This window comes from Bifidobacterium sp. B4111, from assembly GCF_026537235.1.
Taxonomy (GTDB): domain Bacteria; phylum Actinomycetota; class Actinomycetes; order Actinomycetales; family Bifidobacteriaceae; genus Bombiscardovia.
Genome location: NZ_JAFNMO010000002.1, coordinates 340,063 through 357,669, shown reverse-complemented (window position 1 = coordinate 357,669; position 17,607 = coordinate 340,063). Strand labels below are relative to the sequence as shown.

The window sequence follows — 17,607 nt, the reverse complement described above, 5'->3', positions numbered from 1 at the left end:
AAAGGTCATTGTGACTGATTCATCCATGTCCGATTCCGATTCGTCCAATTCCGATCATTCTGCCGTAGACCTTATGACTTTCGACCAGCTGGGGGTGCCTGAGCCCTTGGTTCGCATCCTGCGCAAGGACGGCAAGACCAGTGCCTTCCCCATTCAACGGGACACCCTGCCTGATGCTCTGGCTGGCCGCGACATTCTGGGACGGGGTCGGACCGGTTCCGGCAAGACCCTGGCCTTCAGCATCCCTCTGGTGGGTCGACTGGCTGCCGGCGAGGGAGGACGTGCCCGTCATGGCCGCGGAGGTGGCGCTAGTCCAGGCAGTCTGCCCCACCCGCGCGGTCTTGTCTTGGCTCCTACCCGCGAGCTGGCCAATCAGATCGATGAGGTTCTCAATCCGCTGACTCAGGCCTACGGCATGCGGACCTGCACCGTTTACGGCGGTGTAGGTCAGGGCCGTCAGGTCGATGCCCTTCGGCGCGGGGCCAAGATTGTGGTGGCCTGCCCGGGTCGCTTGGAGGACTTGCTTCGCCAGCACAAGCTCAGCCTGGAGGATGTGGAGATCGCCGTGCTGGACGAGGCCGACGAGATGGCCGACATGGGCTTCTTGCCCGCTGTGGAGCGGATTCTGGCCCAGGTTCGTCCGGGCGGTCAACGCATGCTCTTCTCGGCCACCTTGGATCACGGTGTGGATGCCGTGGTCAAGCGGTTCCTCAAGGATCCCAAGATTCACGAGGTGGATTCCGCCACCCAGCATGTGGATCTGATGACCCACCACATCTTCCGCACCACCCAGGCGGCCAAGCACGATTTGGTACGCAAGCTGGCCTCGGGAACCGGACGGCGCATCCTCTTCACCCGGACCAAATTCCAGGCCAAGAAGCTCGCCAAGAACCTGATCGACAATGGCATCCCGGCTGCGCAGCTGCACGGCAACCTTTCTCAAAACCAGCGCGATCGCAACCTGGTGGCTTTCTCCCGGGGCGAGGTGAAAGTCCTAGTGGCTACCGATGTGGCTGCCCGCGGTGTGGACATCAGCGATGTGGACCTTGTGGTTCAGGTGGATCCACCAGCCGATCCCAAGTCCTTCCTGCATCGGTCAGGGCGTACGGCCCGGGCCGGCCGTTCCGGCGACGTGGTCACCCTGGTCCTGCCTGACCAGTGGCGCGACACCAGGCGGATGCTACGCATGGCCCATATCGATGCCAAACCGGTTCAGGTGACCGCCGATTCGCCCGAGGTTACCGAACTCGTAGGGCCCGTGGCCAAGCCGGTGCACGGCTGGTCCTTGCAAGCCGAGCAGCCGCAGGCCTCGGGGGGCCGTTCTGCCCGTGGAGGCCGTGGCGGCCGAAGCGGACATCGGAATCGTTCCCGGTCAGACAGGCATTTCGACCGCGACGGCCAGGCTAGGGCTGCGGGCCGGGATCGGGACCGTCGGCCTTACCGTTCCCGGCGGTCAGGTGACCGACCGGTATTCGATCGTGAGGATGGTCCCTTGGACGGCCGGACCAGAGGCCATCGTCATTCCGGCAGCAGCGAGCGGACCCATGGTCACGACCATGGCCGTGGCAACGGCCGTGCTGGATCTCGTTTTGACGCAGACCGTCGCGGGTTCCGCCGCGGTCATCGTCATCATCGTCGCGATGACAACCCCTTCCGCTCTGCCTCCAAGCGTTGATCCACTGATGGGCGTGTTTTTAGTAATACGTCCATCGTGGTTGTCGGCTTCGATGAAGCCTCTCTGAGGTTTGACGAGGAATTGCAGTTCAATCTGACCCTGGCCGTGCGCCAGGGTTCTTGTTTTTAAAACTGCCTGATTGATCCTTGCAGAAGAGCGATTGCGATGTAGCGAAACAGCATAGAAAAGAAGAAAAAAGTATCTCGACACTGTGGAGCTGAGGGTAGTCGAAACCCCGACCTCTTCGATGCGAACGAAGCGCTCTACCAACTGAGCTACAGCCCCATTCGTTGCCCGACCGTAGCCGAACAACAGAAGCTTACTTTAGCGCGTGCCCTGGCCAAACGCAAAATATCTCAGGCCAAGTATCAGTCTGCCTTGGCGCTGGTTTCTTCGGCGGAAGCCTTCTTGCGGCCGAACTTTGCCTTGAACAGGCCAATGACCGTGGGCAGGACCGAGATGACCAGGATCAGGATGATGACCAGCTCGAAATGCTGCTGGACTGCGGGGATGCCGCCGAAGAAGTAGCCCAGGAGGGTGAAGAGACTTGACCATACCAAGCCGCCTAGCACACTGAAGGGGGTGAAGCGCCGCCACCGCATTCCGGAGATTCCCGAAATGAAAGGCATGAAGGTCCTGATGAAGGGGAGGAAGCGTCCCAGGACCACGGCCAGAGGGCCCCACTTGTCGATCAGGCCCTCGGTCTTGGCGATTCGTTCGGGGGTCAGTGACTTCACGCGCCCTGAACGGACGATGGCCCGGCCGAAGAAGTGCCCGATGAAGTAGTTGCTTTGATCGCCCAGGATGGGGGCCAGCCAGACGACGGGCAGGAGCACGTCCAGGGCCATACCGCTGGATGGGTCATGGGCGAAGACGCCGGCGGCGAAGAGCAGGGAGTCGCCCGGCAGAAAGGGCATGAAAACCACGCCTGTTTCGATGAAGATGATCAGGAAGATGAACCCGTAGGTCGGCACCAGCCCCATGGCGATCCAGCTTGCGATGGCGCTGCGCGGATCCTTGAGCAGGTGTATCAACCAGTTGACGAACCCCATGAATCGTGTTCCATTCCGTCGATGTGTGCTTTTCCGAAACCGAGACATACTTTAACAAGCTGGCCTTGGCACCCGGCACTCCCCGGTCTGATTCCTTGCGAGGACAACACAACCCATTGTTGCCGGACTTATCGGCAGTCGGCCACGGTCCTGTCGTCGGCCCACCTGTGCGAAGATAGGCGGGAAGGGTCACACAATTGAGGAGTGGACATATGGTCAATGACGAACGACTTGCCTTCCCTGAGGACTTTATCTGGGGCACGGCAACGGCATCCTTCCAGGTGGAGGGTGCGGCGCACGAGGATGGCAGGGAAGACTCCATCTGGGACGTTTACTGCAGGCAGCCAGGAAAAATAGCGGATGGATCCAATGGCGATGTCGCCTGTGACCAGTATCACCGCTACCCAGAGGACATTGCTCTGATGAAGCGGATGGGGGTGGGAGCCTACCGGTTGTCTGTGGCCTGGCCTCGTATTGTGCCCCAGGCAGGTGGCGCCATCAACCAGGCTGGCCTGGACCACTACCGGCGGGTGCTGGACATGCTGTTGGAAAATGACATCAAGCCTGTCGTCACCCTCTACCACTGGGATCTGCCCCAGTACCTGCAGGAGGCTGGAGGCTGGGCCAACCGCGACACCGCCCAACGATATGCCGACTATGCAGCCGTCCTGGCCAAGGCTCTGGGCGATCGGGTGCAGACCTGGACTACCCTGAACGAACCCTGGTGCTCGGCCTATCTGGGCTACGGCAATGGCGGCCATGCTCCAGGTATCTGCGACTACGGGCAGGCCCTGGCAGCGGTTCATCATCTGAATCTCGCGCATGGGCTGGGAGCCCAGGCCATCCGTGCTGAACTGGGTGACAGGGCTCACATATCGGTGACCCTGAACCTGCAGGTCAACCGGGCTGATAGCGACGATCCGGCGGATCTGGCGGCCAAGACCCGGGCTGACCTGTTCGCCAACGAGGTCTGGCTGGGCCCCATGCTTGCCGGCACCTATGATCAACGCATCCATGATGCCGCCGAGGGTCTCACTGACTGGAGCTTCGTCCGTGACGGTGATCTGGAACAGATCCATCAGCCCTTGGACGTGCTGGGCATCAACTATTATTCAACCAACCACGTGCGGGGTCGAAGCGGCGCTGGTTCCGAGCGCAACCCAATGCCCGCCCAGGATATGGTCGAAACTCTGCCTCCCCAGGGACCGTTGACCGCCATGGGCTGGAACCAGGAGCCTCAGGGGCTGACCGACCTGCTTATGGAAGTCTCCGAGCGTTTTCCCAAGCTGGATCTTATGATCACCGAGAACGGGTCCGCCTGGGAGGACCAGGTTAGCTCGGATCCATCCTTCCCTGGAGACAAAGGGGTGCACGATCCCCAGCGGGTGGCCTATCTGGAGGAGCACCTGCGTGCTGTGGCCCGGGCCATCCATGAAGGGGCCCGGGTGACCGATTACTTCGCCTGGTCCCTGCTGGACAACTTTGAGTGGGCCCTGGGCTACACCAAGCGTTTTGGGCTGATCAGGGTCGACTATGACACCCAGGAGAGGATCTGGAAGGATTCCGGTCTGCGGTACGCACAGATCATCCATGATCGTGCAGTCTGAGCAAGGCGGCATACAAAGGTTACTGCAAGGCGGTCGGGCATCCCTGTCCGGCTGCCTTCTTTGTCTTAGATCCAGCTGGACAGCCACATGTGCATGCGCCAGAAGTCATAGGGGATGGGCATGGCGGTCCACAGCGGGTAGAAGAAGACGGAGGTCAGGCCTAGCAGGGTCAGGCCCATGATCATGGTCTGCCGGTAGAGGATGCTGTCCGAATTCTGCCGTAGCCAGTTGACCACATAGCAGATTGCCAGGATCATCCAGGGCAGGATGACGATGGAATAGAAAGTGAAGGTGGTCCGGTTCATGTATTGGATCCAGGGCAACCAGCCGGCCAACATGCCTGCCAGCACTCCCCAGATTCGCCAATCTCCGTGCTTGACCACGACGGCGATGAAGATAGCCAGGATCATGCAGATGCTGCCCAACCACCAGGTCAGGGGATTGCCCAAGGATGTGACGGCGGCCACGCAAGGGGAGTCCTTGGCCAGTCCGCACAGGCCGGGGAAGCCTGTGATCTTCTGCCAGTAGAAGCTGGTGGGCCTGATCTGCAGGGGCCAGGTCAGGGGGTTGGCCATGTATGGGTGGCGGGTATGCAGGGTGGTGTGGAAGTGCCACATCTGCCGGTGGTATTCAGCCAGGGACCGCAGTCCCTCCGGCAGCCAGGTCAGGCCCTGGCCCGGGTGCTGGGCCGCCCAATTGTGCATGAAGGAATCGCTGTGCAGGAACCATCCCGTCCAGGAGGCCAGATAGGTGCCTGCCCAGACAGGGATCATAAGCAGGGCCGCCGGCAGTCCGTCCCTGAACACGGCGCTCTGCAACCAGGATCCGTATCCTGCCTGATGGCGCTCCCAGCCATCCCAGAGCACCGAAATCAGGGCGAAGACAGCGAAGAAGTAGGCGCCTGACCACTTGGTGCCGGTGGCCAGGCCCAGGAGCAGGGCGGCTCCTGTCCGCCACCAGGACCAGGCGATGAAGGGGCCGGTAGTGGCCACAGGCAGTTCAACGCGGCTGTTCTGTCCTTGCTGTCCCTGTGGCTGAATGATCTTCACCCGGTAGCGCAGGCGGAAATCAGCCTGATCCTTGGCCCAGGATTGTCGCAGCCTGGCTCGAGCCCAGTCCCGATGGCCCATCAGACACAGCCAGGCTCCCAGGACGAAGATCATGACGAAGTTGTCAAGCAGGCCGGTACGGCTCATAACGATGCCCAGACCATCGATAGCCATGAGAAAGCCGGCTGTCAGGGCGATGGGCAGGTTGTGGAAGAGGCGCAGGGCTACTCGGCAGAGCAGCAGGATGGCTATGGTGCCCGCCAGGGCAGTGGCCACCCGCCAGGCGAAGGGGTTCCCGGCTCCACCGAACAGTTTGAGACCCAAGGCGATGCACCACTTGCCCACCGGCGGATGAACCACATATTCGGCCTGGGGCAGCCAGTCGCTTGTATGCCCCTGGGCAAAGATCTGGTCAATGGGAAGGTCAAGGGGGCCGGCTTTTTTCGGCCAGTTGCGCGGCTCGCCGGTCATCAGCATAGTCCAGGCGTCTTTGACGTAATAGGTCTCGTCAAAGACGATGGCCCGAGGGCTGCCCAGCCGTACAAACCGCAGAAGCCCGCCCAGAAGCGCCATGAGTATGCAGGCCAGCCAGCTGCTCTGCCGTCGGGAGAACCGAGGTATCGAGATCCCTCGTTTAGTATGGTGACCTTTGGGCTTGCTGAAGATGGACAGCATGACAGGGCGACCGGACCGGTGGGCGGCGTGCCTGCCGTGTCTGGAGGAGCGATGCTGCGAAGAAAGCCCTGCCAAAGATGTCATCACCCCTAGATTAGGCCATACTGAAGGCATGAGCAGCATGAATGGCCGGAGCGATGGACATATACAGGGTGGAGAAAGCCATGCAGGGTCGATTTCACCCGGTGTTTCACGTGGAACAGTGGTGCTGGCGGCCACGCCTATAGGCAATGTCGCCGATGCCTCGACACGCTTGGTGGAGCTCCTGCAGTCGGCGGATCTGGTGGCAGCAGAGGACACGCGGCGGCTCTATGATCTGGCCAATCGTTTGGGGGTGCGCGTAGGCGGCAGGGTTATGGCCTATCACGATCATAACGAGCGGCGAATGGCCGATCCCATCCTGGATCAGGTGCGTGACGGAGCCTGCGCGCTGGTGGTCTCAGATGCGGGCATGCCCACCATTAACGATCCGGGCATGGCCATTGTCAGGCGGGCCATTGAGCGAGGCATACCGTTCACCTGTGCCCCTGGCCCCAGCGCCGTGCTGGATGCCCTGGCCCTCTCCGGACTGCCGACCGACCGCTTCTGCTATGAGGGGTTTCTTCCCCGTCGACGCCAGGAGCGGTTGCGGCATCTGCGCACCCTACGCAGCGAGGAGCGGACCATGGTCTTCTACGAGACGCCCCACCGCATTGATCAGGCTATGCAGGACCTTCAGGAGGTCTTCGGTCCCGACCGGCTCATGGCCCTCTGTCGGGAGCTGACCAAGGAGCATGAACAGATTCGGCGGGGCACAGTCGGTGAAATTGTGCGTTCCCTCCAGGAGGACCCTCCCCGGGGAGAGATGGTCCTGGTCGTGGCTGGTGCATCCGCCTTGGAGGCCAGGCGCAACGATCCTGAAGCCATGGATGATCGGAGGCTGGCGGTTCTGGCACGTGATCTGGCTCGCACCGAGGGCTTGCGGCTCAAGGAGGCCATCGCCAGGGTAACTGCCGAACACCCCCTGGCTGATGGCAGCCTGCCCAATCGCAAGCGGATCTATGCCTTGGCTGTTCAAGAGGATAAGGGGGACTGATGTCCATTGCCCTCATCCAGCAGTACCTCCAGTGCCCTGCGCACACCGGGCCCGCCCAACTGGGAGATGGTCTCCAGCAGTGCTGGTGAGGCGGCGGGATTGGCCACAAGCCATCGGCGCAGCTGAGGCTCTTCTCGGGCGATGGCCCAGAGGATGCTCGGGTCGGTCGCGGGGTCTGCGGCCATCAGTGCGGTGGGTACCAGGGGAGGCTCTGGTGGCGGGGCGCGCATCTCGGCCGTCGGTTGGATGCCATGGGGATCGTCTTGGCCCCAACCATCTTCTGCCAAGGATCGCGACCGGCTGCTGATGGCAGTCATGAGCCGGGACATGCGTTCAGTGGCGGAGGATCCACGATGGCCATGCGCACCTCGGCCACCCATCATTGGCAGACTCATAGGATCGCCTTGAGTCTTCTTATGGTCTCCAGCCCTTGAGCGTGGCCAGGCCAGCGGGGGTTGGAGGACAGAAGCGCCTCGCAGGATCCGCAGCTGACCTGGTATCGCTCCATGAGCTCATGCAGGACCGCCACGGTCTCTTCTCCGTTGCACCGGCCCGAGGGATCGCAGGCCAGATCGCAGGCCGTCCAGAGCGGTGAAGTCACCCAAAGTTTCCCCAGCTTCATCAGATAGCGGGCATCCAGCTGTCGCTGGTGGGGATGCAGAGGTCTGCCGTGAACCGGCGTGCGGAAGTGGGAGTTGGAGATGATGTCCAGAGTATCGGGGAAACGGCCGTTGATCCATATCCAGAGCGCCAGTCCGCCGCATGCTGCTGCGCCGTAAGGCACCATGGGCATGACGATGGAGGCGCGGCCGTAGAGGCCATCCGCCTGTTCGTTCAGGTAGCAGCAGGATCGGTCCAGACAGGTTACGATCCCCTCATTCACCAACAGACTGAGGCTGAGCGGGCCGGGCAGATCGCCGGTTTGGATCAGACTGGGCAGCGGTTTGGGTTCGGGGGTCAGGGCCCCAAGTTCGGTCGTAGGAGGACGGCCGCGGGTGCGCATCGGCGCTGCTCCGGCTGGTGGTCCGGGCCACTGTTGAGCGGCGTCGGCGTGCGGTGTTCGGCCTGGCGGCTTTGTTGTAGCTCTGAGGGTGCGGCTGGCGCCATGGATAGTAGTAGGCGTCCACGTCACTCCCCCGAGGACGTGTTCTCGATTCATGGTTCGACTGTAAATGGCTGGTTCCGGGTTTATCTGGGGGAAGGCCAAATTTGTGCACTTGTGGATAATCTGCTTGCTGGATGGCAGTCCTGTGGACGGGCGGGGGGATTGTAGGCCTGAGCCGATAATCTTGCTGGTATGAGTCATATCCTTGTTTCCGTCGCCTGGCCCTACGCGAATGGGCCCCGTCACATCGGCCACGTCGCTGGGTTCGGCGTTCCCTCGGACGTCTATGCACGCTACGAACGCATGAAGGGCAATGATGTCCTCATGGTTTCGGGGACTGATGAGCACGGCACCCCCATCCTGGTGGAGGCTGACGCCGAGGGTGTGGGCCCCCAGGAGATCGCCGACCGCTACAACCGGGTCATCGTCAAGGATCTGTGCGATCTGGGGCTCAGCTATGACCTCTTTACCAGGACCACGACCGGCAATCACGAGAAGGTGGTACAGGAACTCTTCCGCCAGTGCCGGGCCAACGGCTACATCTATGAGGGCCAGCAAAAGGTGGCCATATCACCCTCCACCGGACGGACTCTGCCCGATCGCTACATCGAGGGGACCTGCCCCATCTGTGGCGCCGATGGCGCTCGCGGCGACCAATGCGACAACTGCGGCAACGAGCTGGATCCGGACGAGCTGATCAACCCCGTATCCAAGATCAACGGGGAGACGCCCCGGTTTGAGGAGTCCAAGCACTTCTTCCTGGATCTGCCCGCCCTGGCCGAGGCCAACCTGGCCTGGCTGAAGACCCGCAAGGGCTGGCGCAGCAACGTGCTCAACTTCTCCCTGGGACTCTTCAAGGAGGTCAAGCCGCGGGCCATCACCCGTGACATTGACTGGGGCATTCCCGTGCCTGTGGACGGCTGGGTGGATGACCCCAACAAGAAGCTCTATGTTTGGTTCGACGCCGTCATCGGCTACCTGTCGGCATCCATCGAATGGGCCCGCCGTCAGGGCGACCCTGAGGCCTGGCGCAAATGGTGGAATGACCCCAAGGCCCTGGGCTACTACTTCATGGGCAAGGACAACATCACCTTCCACTCGCAGATCTGGCCCTCGGAGATTCTGGCATACAACGGCAAGGGGTCCAAGGGCGGACAGCCGGGACCTTACGGCGAGCTCAACCTGCCTGAGCAGGTGGTGGCCAGCGAGTTCATGACTATGGAGGGCAAGAAGTTCAGCTCCTCCAGGGGCATCGTCATCTACGTCAAGGACATCCTGGCACGCTACCCAGTCGATGCAGTCCGCTACTACATCTCCATCGCCGGACCGGAAACTTCGGACTCTGACTTCACCTGGGCGGAGTTCGTCCGGCACAACAACGAGGAGCTGGCCGCCTCCTGGGGCAACCTGGTCAACCGCGTGGCCAACCTGCTCAACAAGGACTTTGGCAGCATCCCCGCCGTCGAGCAATCCTGGCTGACCGAGGAGGATACTGCCCTGCTGGATCGCAGCCTTCAGGCCTTCGATACTGTGGGATCCTTGATTGAGAATCACCGTCAGAAGGCCGCCCTGGTCGAGGCCATGGCCTTTGTGGGCGATATCAACAAGTACATCTCCGCCCAGGAGCCTTGGAAAATTAAGGACGACCGAAATCGTCTGGCTGCCGTTCTGCATACTGCCGCCCAGGCAGTGCTGGATGCCAACACCATGCTGGCCCCCTTCCTGCCCCATGCTTCTCAGCGGGTTTGGGAGACCATGGGCGGCAAGGGCACCTTCTCACCCCTGCCTCGTATCGAGGAGGTTGACGACCTGGATCGGTCCGACTTCCACTATCCCATCATCACCGGCGACTACCGGCTGGGGGAGACGGTCCATCCTTGGGCGCGCGAGCCTCTCAGGGACGGCACCCCAATCGATCGGCCCACACCTATATTCCCGCGTATTCCCAAGGAAGCCGTGCAGGAGGAGCTGGATCGTTTCCAGGAGCAACTGGATCGCCGCAAGGCCAAAGAGCGCGCCAGATTCGAGGCGGAACAGGCCAAGCTGGGTGACCAGGGCAAGTGACGGTCGACGCGCCCGGGACGGTATTCGTGATTCACAGAGAACTTTGAGGTTTTCGGGCACTTCCTCCAAGGTAGTGCTGGTTATATTTGTTCTGTCGGTTGAAGTACTGGCCGATGGGGGTCATGCGGCCCCGATAACTGAACCCCTTCTTCTCTCTCTTCTCGCCCGGCGGTTCTTCGAACCGCCGGGTTCTTTCGTCATGGAAGACCCATAGGATGAGTAACCATGAAGGTTGCCCAATTCGCCTGTGTGCTCTTCGATCTGGATGGGGTGCTGGTGCCCACGACCATCCTGCACAAGGCCGCCTGGAAGGCGTTGTTCGATCAAGTCCTGCCCGGAGACGTCCCGGCCTATACGGAGCAGGATTACTACGCCTATGTGGATGGCCGGCCCCGCTATGACGGCGTGGACGCCCTGCTGCGTAGCAGGGGCATCGAGCTGGACTGGGGCAGCCCCGATGATGATCCGAAACTGGACACCATTTGCGGATACGGCAATCGCAAGAACCTGACCTTTGAGCGGATGCTGAAGCAGAAGGGCATCGATCCCTACCCGGACACCGTGGATCTGCTTCGGCACCTGCGCTCCGATAAGAAGCGTCTGGCTGTGGTGTCCAGCTCGCGCAACACGGCCCAGGTCCTCCAGGCCGCTGGAATCGCCGGATACTTCGACACAGTGGTGGACGGCAACCTCAAGGACGAGATGGGTCTTCAGGGCAAGCCGGCCCCGGACACCTACGCCTATGCGGCCAAGATTCTCGGACTGCATCATGAGGATGCCGTTGTGGTCGAGGATGCTCTCTCCGGCGTAGCCGCCGGCCATGCCGGCAGGTTCGGCCTGGTTGTGGGCGTGAACAGGGGCGCCGGCCGTGAGCAGCTGTTCAAGGCCGGCGCGGACTTGGTGGTGGACCAGCTGATCGAGCTGATCGACGACGATGCGGGCGAGCGTGCGCAGGGGAAGGACCCCAGTCTGGATGAGGGCCGCTTCCCCGTGGAAGACTGGGGTCTCAGCGAGGTCGGGCGGCCTGGAGACATCAGCGCCACGGTCTTTTCCGTCACCAACGGCTCCGTCGGCGTCAGGGGCGAAGGCGGCGGGGAACGCTGCTTGGGCAACGGCACCTTCCTGAGTGGCTTCCATGACACCTTCCGGATTGCCCATCCCGAAAGCGCTTACGGGTATGCCAAGGTAGGACAGTTGATCCAAGGAGTGCCCGATGCTTCGGACTTCACCCTCAAAGTGGAGGGGCTGCCCCTGGGCCGGCCTGAGAAGACCACTCAGCGTCTGGACTTCCGAACCGGGATCGCGACTACCACCAATTTGTACGATCTGGACCATGGCATCCATCTGAAGACCGTGCTTACACGCATGGTCTGTCTGTATGACCGCAACCTGAGCGTCTGCACGTTGACTGTAGAGTCGCCCGACCGTGACATGGCTGTGGTGGTCGAGGGGCCGGTCAATGCTGACAACCCCCGCCATGTCAACTCCAGCGACCCCCGCAAGTCGACCTTTGTGGACGGTTGCGGAATCCACGAGGTGCTGGACAATGCGGTCTATGGTGAGCTGAGTGCGGATTGCAGGGTATTTCGTTGCAACAATTCACGGCTCAGCCTGGCTCTGGGCGTCCGGCAGTTCAGGGACGGCCGGCCCGTTGAAGGCTCCGGCTGGCGCATGGACGTGCCCAAGGGCGGTTCCACCCGCCTGGTCCGTTACGCCGTCTACCGCAGCCATCCCATCCTTCCGGCCGGCACCAGCGGCAACGGCCTGGTCGTGCAGACCCGGGGGGAGGGGACCAGGCGTCTGGTCGAGGACTGCCGCGATCGGCTGGAGGAGGTCAGCGCCCTCTCTCTGGAAGAGCTGGAGCAGCGTCAGAGGGCATGGCTGGACCGGTTCTGGGAGCGTCAGGATATCCGCATCCAGGCCGACGATGGCGGCCGTACCCAGCAGATGGTGCGCTGGGAACTCTTCCAGCTGGCCCAGTCCACGGCCCAGATCGAGAACGGCGTGGGCGCCAAGGGCCTGAGCGGATCCGGCTACAGCGGCCACTACTTCTGGGACACCGAGATCTACATTCTCCCCTTCCTGATTTATTCGGCGCCTGCTCGAGCAAGAGCCGTCCTCCACTACCGCTACCTGATGCTGCCGGCGGCCAGGCGCAGGGCCTGCGCGCTCAACCTGAACGGCGCCCTCTTCCCATGGCGGACCATCGACGGCGAGGAGGCCTCCGCCTACTTCCCCACCGGCACGGCCCAATACCATATCGATGCCGACATCGCCTACGCGGCGGCCCAATATGCGCAGGTCACCGGCGATGAAGACTTCCTGCAGGCTGAGGGCGTAGACATCCTGGTGGAGACGGCCCGTCTTTGGATGAGCCTGGGGCGCTATAAGGAGGACGGCCGCTTCCACATCCACTGCGTGACCGGCCCGGACGAGTACACGGTCCTGGTCGACGACAACCTCTACACCAACCAGATGGCTCGGTTCAATCTCTTAGCCGCTTACAAGGCCTACCAGCACCTGCGCGAGAAGCACCCGGATCTGATCGGCGGCATACGCGAAAGGCTGCACTTCGACGACGATGAGGCCGCCAAATGGTCTCATGCGGCTGAAGCCATGTTCGCCCCCTTCGACGATCAGGAGGGGGTCCATGCCCAGGATGCCCAGTTCATGCAACGCCCTCGCTGGCACTTCGACCAGTTTACGGCCAGGCCCCTGCTGCTGCACTACCATCCGTTGGTCATTTACCGGCACAAGGTGCTCAAGCAGACCGACGTGGTTATGGCCCTCTACCTGCTCAGCTCCTGGTTCACTCCGGAGCAGAAGCTGGCTGACTTCGACTACTACGATCCGCTGACCACCGGGGATTCGACCCTGTCTGCAGCCTCCCAGTCCATCCTCGCCGCCGAGGTGGGGCATGACAAGCTGGCCATGCAGTACTTCCGTCGGTCCTTGTTCACGGACGTGGACGACCTGCACGCCAACACGACTGACGGCATTCACTTGGCCGCCTGCGGAGGCGTCTGGTCCAGCCTGGTCTGCGGCTTCGGCGGCCTACGGGACACCGGCGGGACCATGCTGAGCATCGACCCCCGCCTGCCCTCATCCTGGCGCTCGCTGACCTACGAGTTGGAGGTGCGAGGCACCAGGTTCCAGGTTGCCGTAACAACAGGCGGTGTCGATCTGAAGCGCTTGTCAGGACCTGAGCTGGACCTTCTGGTCCAGGGGCATCCTCGCCACATATGATCTCCGGACTCTGGGCCTAGACACGCCGAGATCCGGGGTTGCATCTGGTGCAGGCTCCAATAAAATAGGCCACGCTTAGACGAATCCAGGGCGGACGCGCGCGGCCTTGCAGAGGCGAAGAACACAGCCGGGCGTCATTATTGGTCAGTCACACTCCCGGACGGTCACGGCAATGAGAAGAGACCAGATCAGAGAAGTTCAACAGGGAACGTGAGGGTGTCCTCCAATGTACGTCGATTCTGCGAAGAATCAGCACAGCAGCAACCTTCGATGGATCCTACCCTACTGCAGACCGGACGCCGGTAGAATCGCCGCCGCTCTCCTGCTCTTTGCGGCGGACAAGGTCCTGGTCATGCTTATGCCTATTTTGGCGGGCATGATTGTGGACCAGGTGATTGGTCAGGGGCATGAGGATCGGTTGCCCAAGCTTTGTTTCGCCATGATAGCCGTCACCTTTGGGCGTAGCGTCTGCCGCTATGGCTATCAGATGTTCATGGAGCGTTTCGGCCAGAACACCATTTATCGGCTGGTCAGTGACGAATACGAGAAGCTCCACGACATGGACTTCACCTACTTCAACCACACCCGCAACGGCGACATCATGAGCCGGATGACCTCGGACACCGATGCTATCCGCCACTTCGTCTCCTGGGTCTCATACAACATCCTGGATGCCATCTGCCTCTTCATCGGGTCTCTGGCCGTCATGTTCACCATCGAATGGCGGCTGGCCCTGGCCCTGCTGGCCGTGACTCCATTCCTCTTCTGCTTCACCTGGCAGCTTTCCAAGCACGCCCACCCGCTCTTCTATGCCATCCGCAACTCGCTGGCATCCCTCAACTCCATGGTCGAGGAGAACATCGAGGGCAACCGGGTGGTCAAGGCCTTCGTCCGCGAGCCCTATGAGACCGAGAAGTTCGATCAGCATAACGATGACTACATGCAGCGCAACATGGACTCCGCCCGCAACAGCCGCACCTACATGCCCTGGCTGGACGGCTGCTCCTACATGCTCCAGCTGATCACCCTGATCCTGGGCGGCTGGCTGGTCATCCGCCAGCAGATGACCCTGGGCGCCCTGGTCTCTTTCAACAGCTTCCTGTGGATGATCGACGGCCCGGTGCGCCAATCCGGCTGGCTGATCAACGATGTGGAGCGCTTCAACGCCTCCTGCGTCAAAATCCGTCGGCTGCTGACGGCCGAGCCCAGGATCGTCGAGCGCAAGAACGCCCAGGCCGGCGTGGTCCAGGCGGCCACAGTCCGCGCCAAGGTCAACGGCGAGCAGGCCGGCGACCCGGTCAGAATCCGTGGGGACATCCGCTTCGACCACGTCAGCTTCGCCTTCCCTGACGACCCGGAGACCCCCATCCTCAAGGACATCGACTTCCATGCGGCGGCTGGCACCCGGCTGGGCATACTGGGGGAGACCGGCTCGGGCAAGTCCACCCTGGTCAGCCTGGTGGCCCGCTTCTACGACCCCACCGTGGGACATGTGCTCATCGACGGGATCGATGCCAGGCAGTGGCCCCTGGACCTGCTGCGGCGGCAGGTCAACATCGTGGCCCAGGACACCTTCCTCTTCTCGGATACCATCGGCGACAACATCGCCTTCGGAGCCCAACGCGACGACGAGCAGTACGTCAGGACCATGGCCTCCATGGCCGGCGCCGACTCCTTCATCAACCGGATGCCCGAGGGCTATGACACCGTGGTGGGCGAGCGCGGGGTTGGCCTGTCGGGCGGCCAGAAGCAGCGGCTCAGCCTGGCCCGGGCCTTGGCTGACGACCCGGCCATCCTGATCATGGACGACACCACATCGGCCGTCGACATGGAGACCGAGGCCACCATCCAGCGGCATCTGCAGGAGATGGAGGGCACCAGGACCATGGTCACCATCGCCCACAGGATCTCCTCCATCAAGGATTCCGACCTGATTCTGGTCCTGGACCACGGCAGGATTGTGGAACGCGGGTCCCATGAAGAGCTGGTCCACGCCCACGGCCGCTACTACCGGATCTACCGCAAGCAGCTGGGGCTGCAATCCGGACAGTCGGCAGGGTTCTGACGCATCAGCAGGCATGGCAAGGTGAGACGATGAAGCAGCAAGAGCAACGTTCGGCAGGCACCACGCGCAGGAACACCTTTCGCGAGGACGAGGACCTGGAGGAGCAGATCAATTTCGGTGATATCAAGCGCATAGGGGCCTATCTGAAACCCTACCTGCGCCAGGGGGTGATCATCCTGGCGGCGGTTCTGTCCATGAGCGCCATCGCCGTGGCCATTCCCTACATGACCAAGACCATGATCGACGCGGTCATCCCCTCCAAGGACCCGGTCCGGCTCTTCGCCCTGGGGGCGGTCTTTCTGTTGGCTATCGTCATCTACGAGCTCCTCCTGCGGTACCGGACGGTGGCCATCACCCAGGTGGGTCAGCTCATGCTCAAGGACATGCGCCGTGACCTCTTCACCCACATCCAGACCCTGCCTTTCTCATACTTCGACTCCAGGCCCCACGGCAAGATCCTGATCAGGGTGGTCAACTACGTCAACACCCTCTCGGATACCCTGAGCTCGGGTCTGATCAACGTGATCGCGGACATCTTCACCTTCTTGCTGACCCTGGTTGTCATGTTCGTCATCGACTGGAGGCTGACCCTCTGGTCCCTGGTCCTCATGCCCCTGCTGGTGCTCTATGTGCTGATTCTCCAGCGCTTCCAGCGGCGGGCCTACCAGCGCCTGTCCAACAAACAGAGCAATCTGAACGCCTACATCCATGAGTCCATCGCAGGGGTCAAGACCACGCAGACCTTCGTCAGGGAGCGCGAGCAGTTCCATACTTTCCAGGAGCAGCAGGGCCAGGTTCGCAGCGCCTGGATGCGGGCCGTGCACATCCAGTACCTGATGTGGCCAGGAGTGCAGAACATCTCCACCATCACCATCGCTCTGATCTACTATCTCGGGATCACCGGCCTGGGTGGCGTGCAGGTCACCACGGGCATGCTGATCGCTTTCGTCGGCTATGCCAACAACTTCTGGAACCCCATCATCAACATCGGCAACTTCTACAACCAGCTGATCACATGCTCGGCCTACCTGGAGCGCATCTTCGAGACCCTCGACGTCCGCCCTGGGATCGAGGACCGTCCAGGGGCCATAGAGCTGCCGCCGGTCAAGGGCAGGGTGGACTTCAACGACGTGGTCTTCAAGTACGAGCCCGGAGGCCGCAACATCCTCAACCTGGTGGACTTCCATGTGCCGGCAGGCAGCACGGTCGCCCTGGTGGGGCCTACGGGCGCCGGCAAGACCACCATCGTCAACCTTCTCTCGCGCTTCTACGACGTGACCGAGGGCAGCGTCTGCGTGGACGGGCATGACGTGCGCGACGTGACCCTGGCCTCCCTGCGTCGGCAAATGGGGGTCATGCTTCAAGACACCTTCATCTTCACTGGCAACGTGCGCGAGAACATTCGCTACGGTCGCCTGGAGGCCACCGACCAGCAAGTCGAGGAGGCCGCAAAGGCCGTCCATGCCCACGAGTTCATCATGGAGCTGCCCGACGGCTACGATACCAAGGTCGAGGAGCGCGGATCCACCCTCTCCGCAGGTCAGCGGCAGCTGATCGCCTTTGCCAGGGTTCTGCTGGCCGACCCCCGAATCCTGATCCTGGACGAGGCGACCAGCAGCATCGACACCCGCACCGAGGAGGCCCTCCAGGCCGGACTGGCCCATCTGCTCAAGGGGCGGACCTCCTTTGTCATCGCCCACCGGCTGTCCACCATCGAGAATGCGGATCAGATCTTCTATATCGATCATGGGCAGATCGTGGAGCACGGCACCCACCAGGAGCTCCTGGCCAAGAGGGGCGCCTACTATCGGCTGCACGAGTCCCAGTACGCCATGATCCGCACAGCCAACGGTGACCAGGCGCAATCGACACAGCCTGGCGATGATGCCGGACAGGGCGGCAGCCGGGTTCCGCAGGATTCGACTGTCTCTGCCCAATAGCAGGCTGACCCATGTGTCGCCGTTGGTCCCCGACTAGCAGCATTACATCGTTAT

General features: G+C 61.9%; 11 protein-coding genes and 1 tRNA gene. 7 read left to right on the top strand and 5 right to left on the bottom strand.

Features of this window, described 5'->3' with window-relative positions; genetic code table 11:
- The first annotated feature begins 25 nt into the window (after window positions 1–25).
- On the top strand, window positions 26–1,675 hold the full coding sequence (locus J3T93_RS05360; RefSeq protein ID WP_267430972.1) for a DEAD/DEAH box helicase: 1,650 nt from the start codon (window positions 26–28) through the stop codon (window positions 1,673–1,675).
- Window positions 1,676–1,887: 212 nt separating this feature from the next.
- On the opposite strand, the gene J3T93_RS05355 is transcribed toward J3T93_RS05360, so the two are convergent.
- Both J3T93_RS05355 and J3T93_RS05350 read right to left on the bottom strand, forming a co-directional pair.
- Window positions 1,888–1,960: transfer RNA gene (locus J3T93_RS05355), tRNA-Ala, on the bottom strand.
- Window positions 1,961–2,043: 83 nt separating this feature from the next.
- Window positions 2,044–2,727 carry a VTT domain-containing protein gene (locus tag J3T93_RS05350; protein ID WP_267430847.1) on the bottom strand — a complete coding sequence of 228 codons (684 nt, stop codon included), beginning with the start codon at window positions 2,725–2,727 and terminating at the stop codon, window positions 2,044–2,046.
- 212 nt (window positions 2,728–2,939) lie between these two features.
- Here J3T93_RS05350 and J3T93_RS05345 point away from each other — a divergent pair, with 212 nt between their 5' ends.
- Window positions 2,940–4,334: a GH1 family beta-glucosidase gene (locus J3T93_RS05345; protein WP_267430846.1), complete on the top strand. Its 1,395-nt coding sequence runs from the start codon at window positions 2,940–2,942 to the stop codon at window positions 4,332–4,334.
- A 65-nt stretch (window positions 4,335–4,399) separates the two neighbouring features.
- On the opposite strand, the gene J3T93_RS05340 is transcribed toward J3T93_RS05345, so the two are convergent.
- Window positions 4,400–5,956, bottom strand: a complete 1,557-nt coding sequence (locus tag J3T93_RS05340; protein ID WP_267430971.1) for a dolichyl-phosphate-mannose--protein mannosyltransferase — start codon at window positions 5,954–5,956, stop codon at window positions 4,400–4,402.
- Between the two features lie 223 nt (window positions 5,957–6,179).
- On the opposite strand from J3T93_RS05340, the gene rsmI reads away from it, so the two are divergent.
- On the top strand, window positions 6,180–7,133 hold the full coding sequence (gene rsmI, locus J3T93_RS05335; protein WP_267430970.1) for a 16S rRNA (cytidine(1402)-2'-O)-methyltransferase: 954 nt from the start codon (window positions 6,180–6,182) through the stop codon (window positions 7,131–7,133).
- Here the strand turns inward: rsmI and J3T93_RS05330 are convergent.
- Window positions 7,112–7,528, bottom strand: coding sequence for a hypothetical protein (locus tag J3T93_RS05330; RefSeq protein WP_267400348.1), 417 nt, complete (start codon window positions 7,526–7,528; stop codon window positions 7,112–7,114). The genes rsmI and J3T93_RS05330 overlap by 22 nt on opposite strands.
- Window positions 7,525–8,136, bottom strand: a complete 612-nt coding sequence (locus tag J3T93_RS05325; protein ID WP_267400351.1) for a hypothetical protein — start codon at window positions 8,134–8,136, stop codon at window positions 7,525–7,527. Before J3T93_RS05325 ends, J3T93_RS05330 begins: the two co-directional genes overlap by 4 nt.
- Window positions 8,137–8,430: 294 nt before the next feature.
- Between J3T93_RS05325 and metG the strand changes: the two genes are divergently transcribed.
- The 4 genes from metG to J3T93_RS05305 all read left to right on the top strand — a co-directional run bounded on the left by metG (window position 8,431) and on the right by J3T93_RS05305 (window position 17,553).
- The gene (gene metG, locus J3T93_RS05320) at window positions 8,431–10,302 is read left to right on the top strand and encodes a methionine--tRNA ligase (protein WP_267430844.1); all 1,872 of its coding nucleotides are present in this window, start codon (window positions 8,431–8,433) and stop codon (window positions 10,300–10,302) included.
- A 225-nt stretch (window positions 10,303–10,527) separates the two neighbouring features.
- Window positions 10,528–13,548: an HAD-IA family hydrolase gene (locus J3T93_RS05315; protein WP_267430843.1), complete on the top strand. Its 3,021-nt coding sequence runs from the start codon at window positions 10,528–10,530 to the stop codon at window positions 13,546–13,548.
- A gap of 226 nt (window positions 13,549–13,774) precedes the next feature.
- Window positions 13,775–15,613, top strand: a complete 1,839-nt coding sequence (locus J3T93_RS05310; RefSeq protein ID WP_267430842.1) for an ABC transporter ATP-binding protein — start codon at window positions 13,775–13,777, stop codon at window positions 15,611–15,613.
- Window positions 15,614–15,642: 29 nt separating this feature from the next.
- On the top strand, window positions 15,643–17,553 hold the full coding sequence (locus J3T93_RS05305) for an ABC transporter ATP-binding protein (RefSeq protein ID WP_267430841.1): 1,911 nt from the start codon (window positions 15,643–15,645) through the stop codon (window positions 17,551–17,553).
- Window positions 17,554–17,607 lie beyond the last annotated feature (54 nt).

Excerpts from the sequence above, each read along its gene's own strand:
- J3T93_RS05345 (WP_267430846.1), top strand. The coding sequence starts at position 2,940 with ATGGTCAATGACGAACGACTTGCCTTCCCTGAGGACTTTATCTGGGGC.
- J3T93_RS05350 (WP_267430847.1), bottom strand. The coding sequence starts at position 2,727 with ATGGGGTTCGTCAACTGGTTGATACACCTGCTCAAGGATCCGCGCAGC.
- rsmI (WP_267430970.1), top strand. The coding sequence starts at position 6,180 with ATGAATGGCCGGAGCGATGGACATATACAGGGTGGAGAAAGCCATGCA.
- J3T93_RS05325 (WP_267400351.1), bottom strand. The coding sequence starts at position 8,136 with ATGCGCACCCGCGGCCGTCCTCCTACGACCGAACTTGGGGCCCTGACC.
- J3T93_RS05315 (WP_267430843.1), top strand. The coding sequence starts at position 10,528 with ATGAAGGTTGCCCAATTCGCCTGTGTGCTCTTCGATCTGGATGGGGTG.
- J3T93_RS05360 (WP_267430972.1), top strand. The coding sequence starts at position 26 with ATGTCCGATTCCGATTCGTCCAATTCCGATCATTCTGCCGTAGACCTT.
- J3T93_RS05330 (WP_267400348.1), bottom strand. The coding sequence starts at position 7,528 with ATGAGTCTGCCAATGATGGGTGGCCGAGGTGCGCATGGCCATCGTGGA.
- J3T93_RS05340 (WP_267430971.1), bottom strand. The coding sequence starts at position 5,956 with ATGGCGCTTCTGGGCGGGCTTCTGCGGTTTGTACGGCTGGGCAGCCCT.
- J3T93_RS05310 (WP_267430842.1), top strand. The coding sequence starts at position 13,775 with ATGTACGTCGATTCTGCGAAGAATCAGCACAGCAGCAACCTTCGATGG.
- metG (WP_267430844.1), top strand. The coding sequence starts at position 8,431 with ATGAGTCATATCCTTGTTTCCGTCGCCTGGCCCTACGCGAATGGGCCC.
- J3T93_RS05305 (WP_267430841.1), top strand. The coding sequence starts at position 15,643 with ATGAAGCAGCAAGAGCAACGTTCGGCAGGCACCACGCGCAGGAACACC.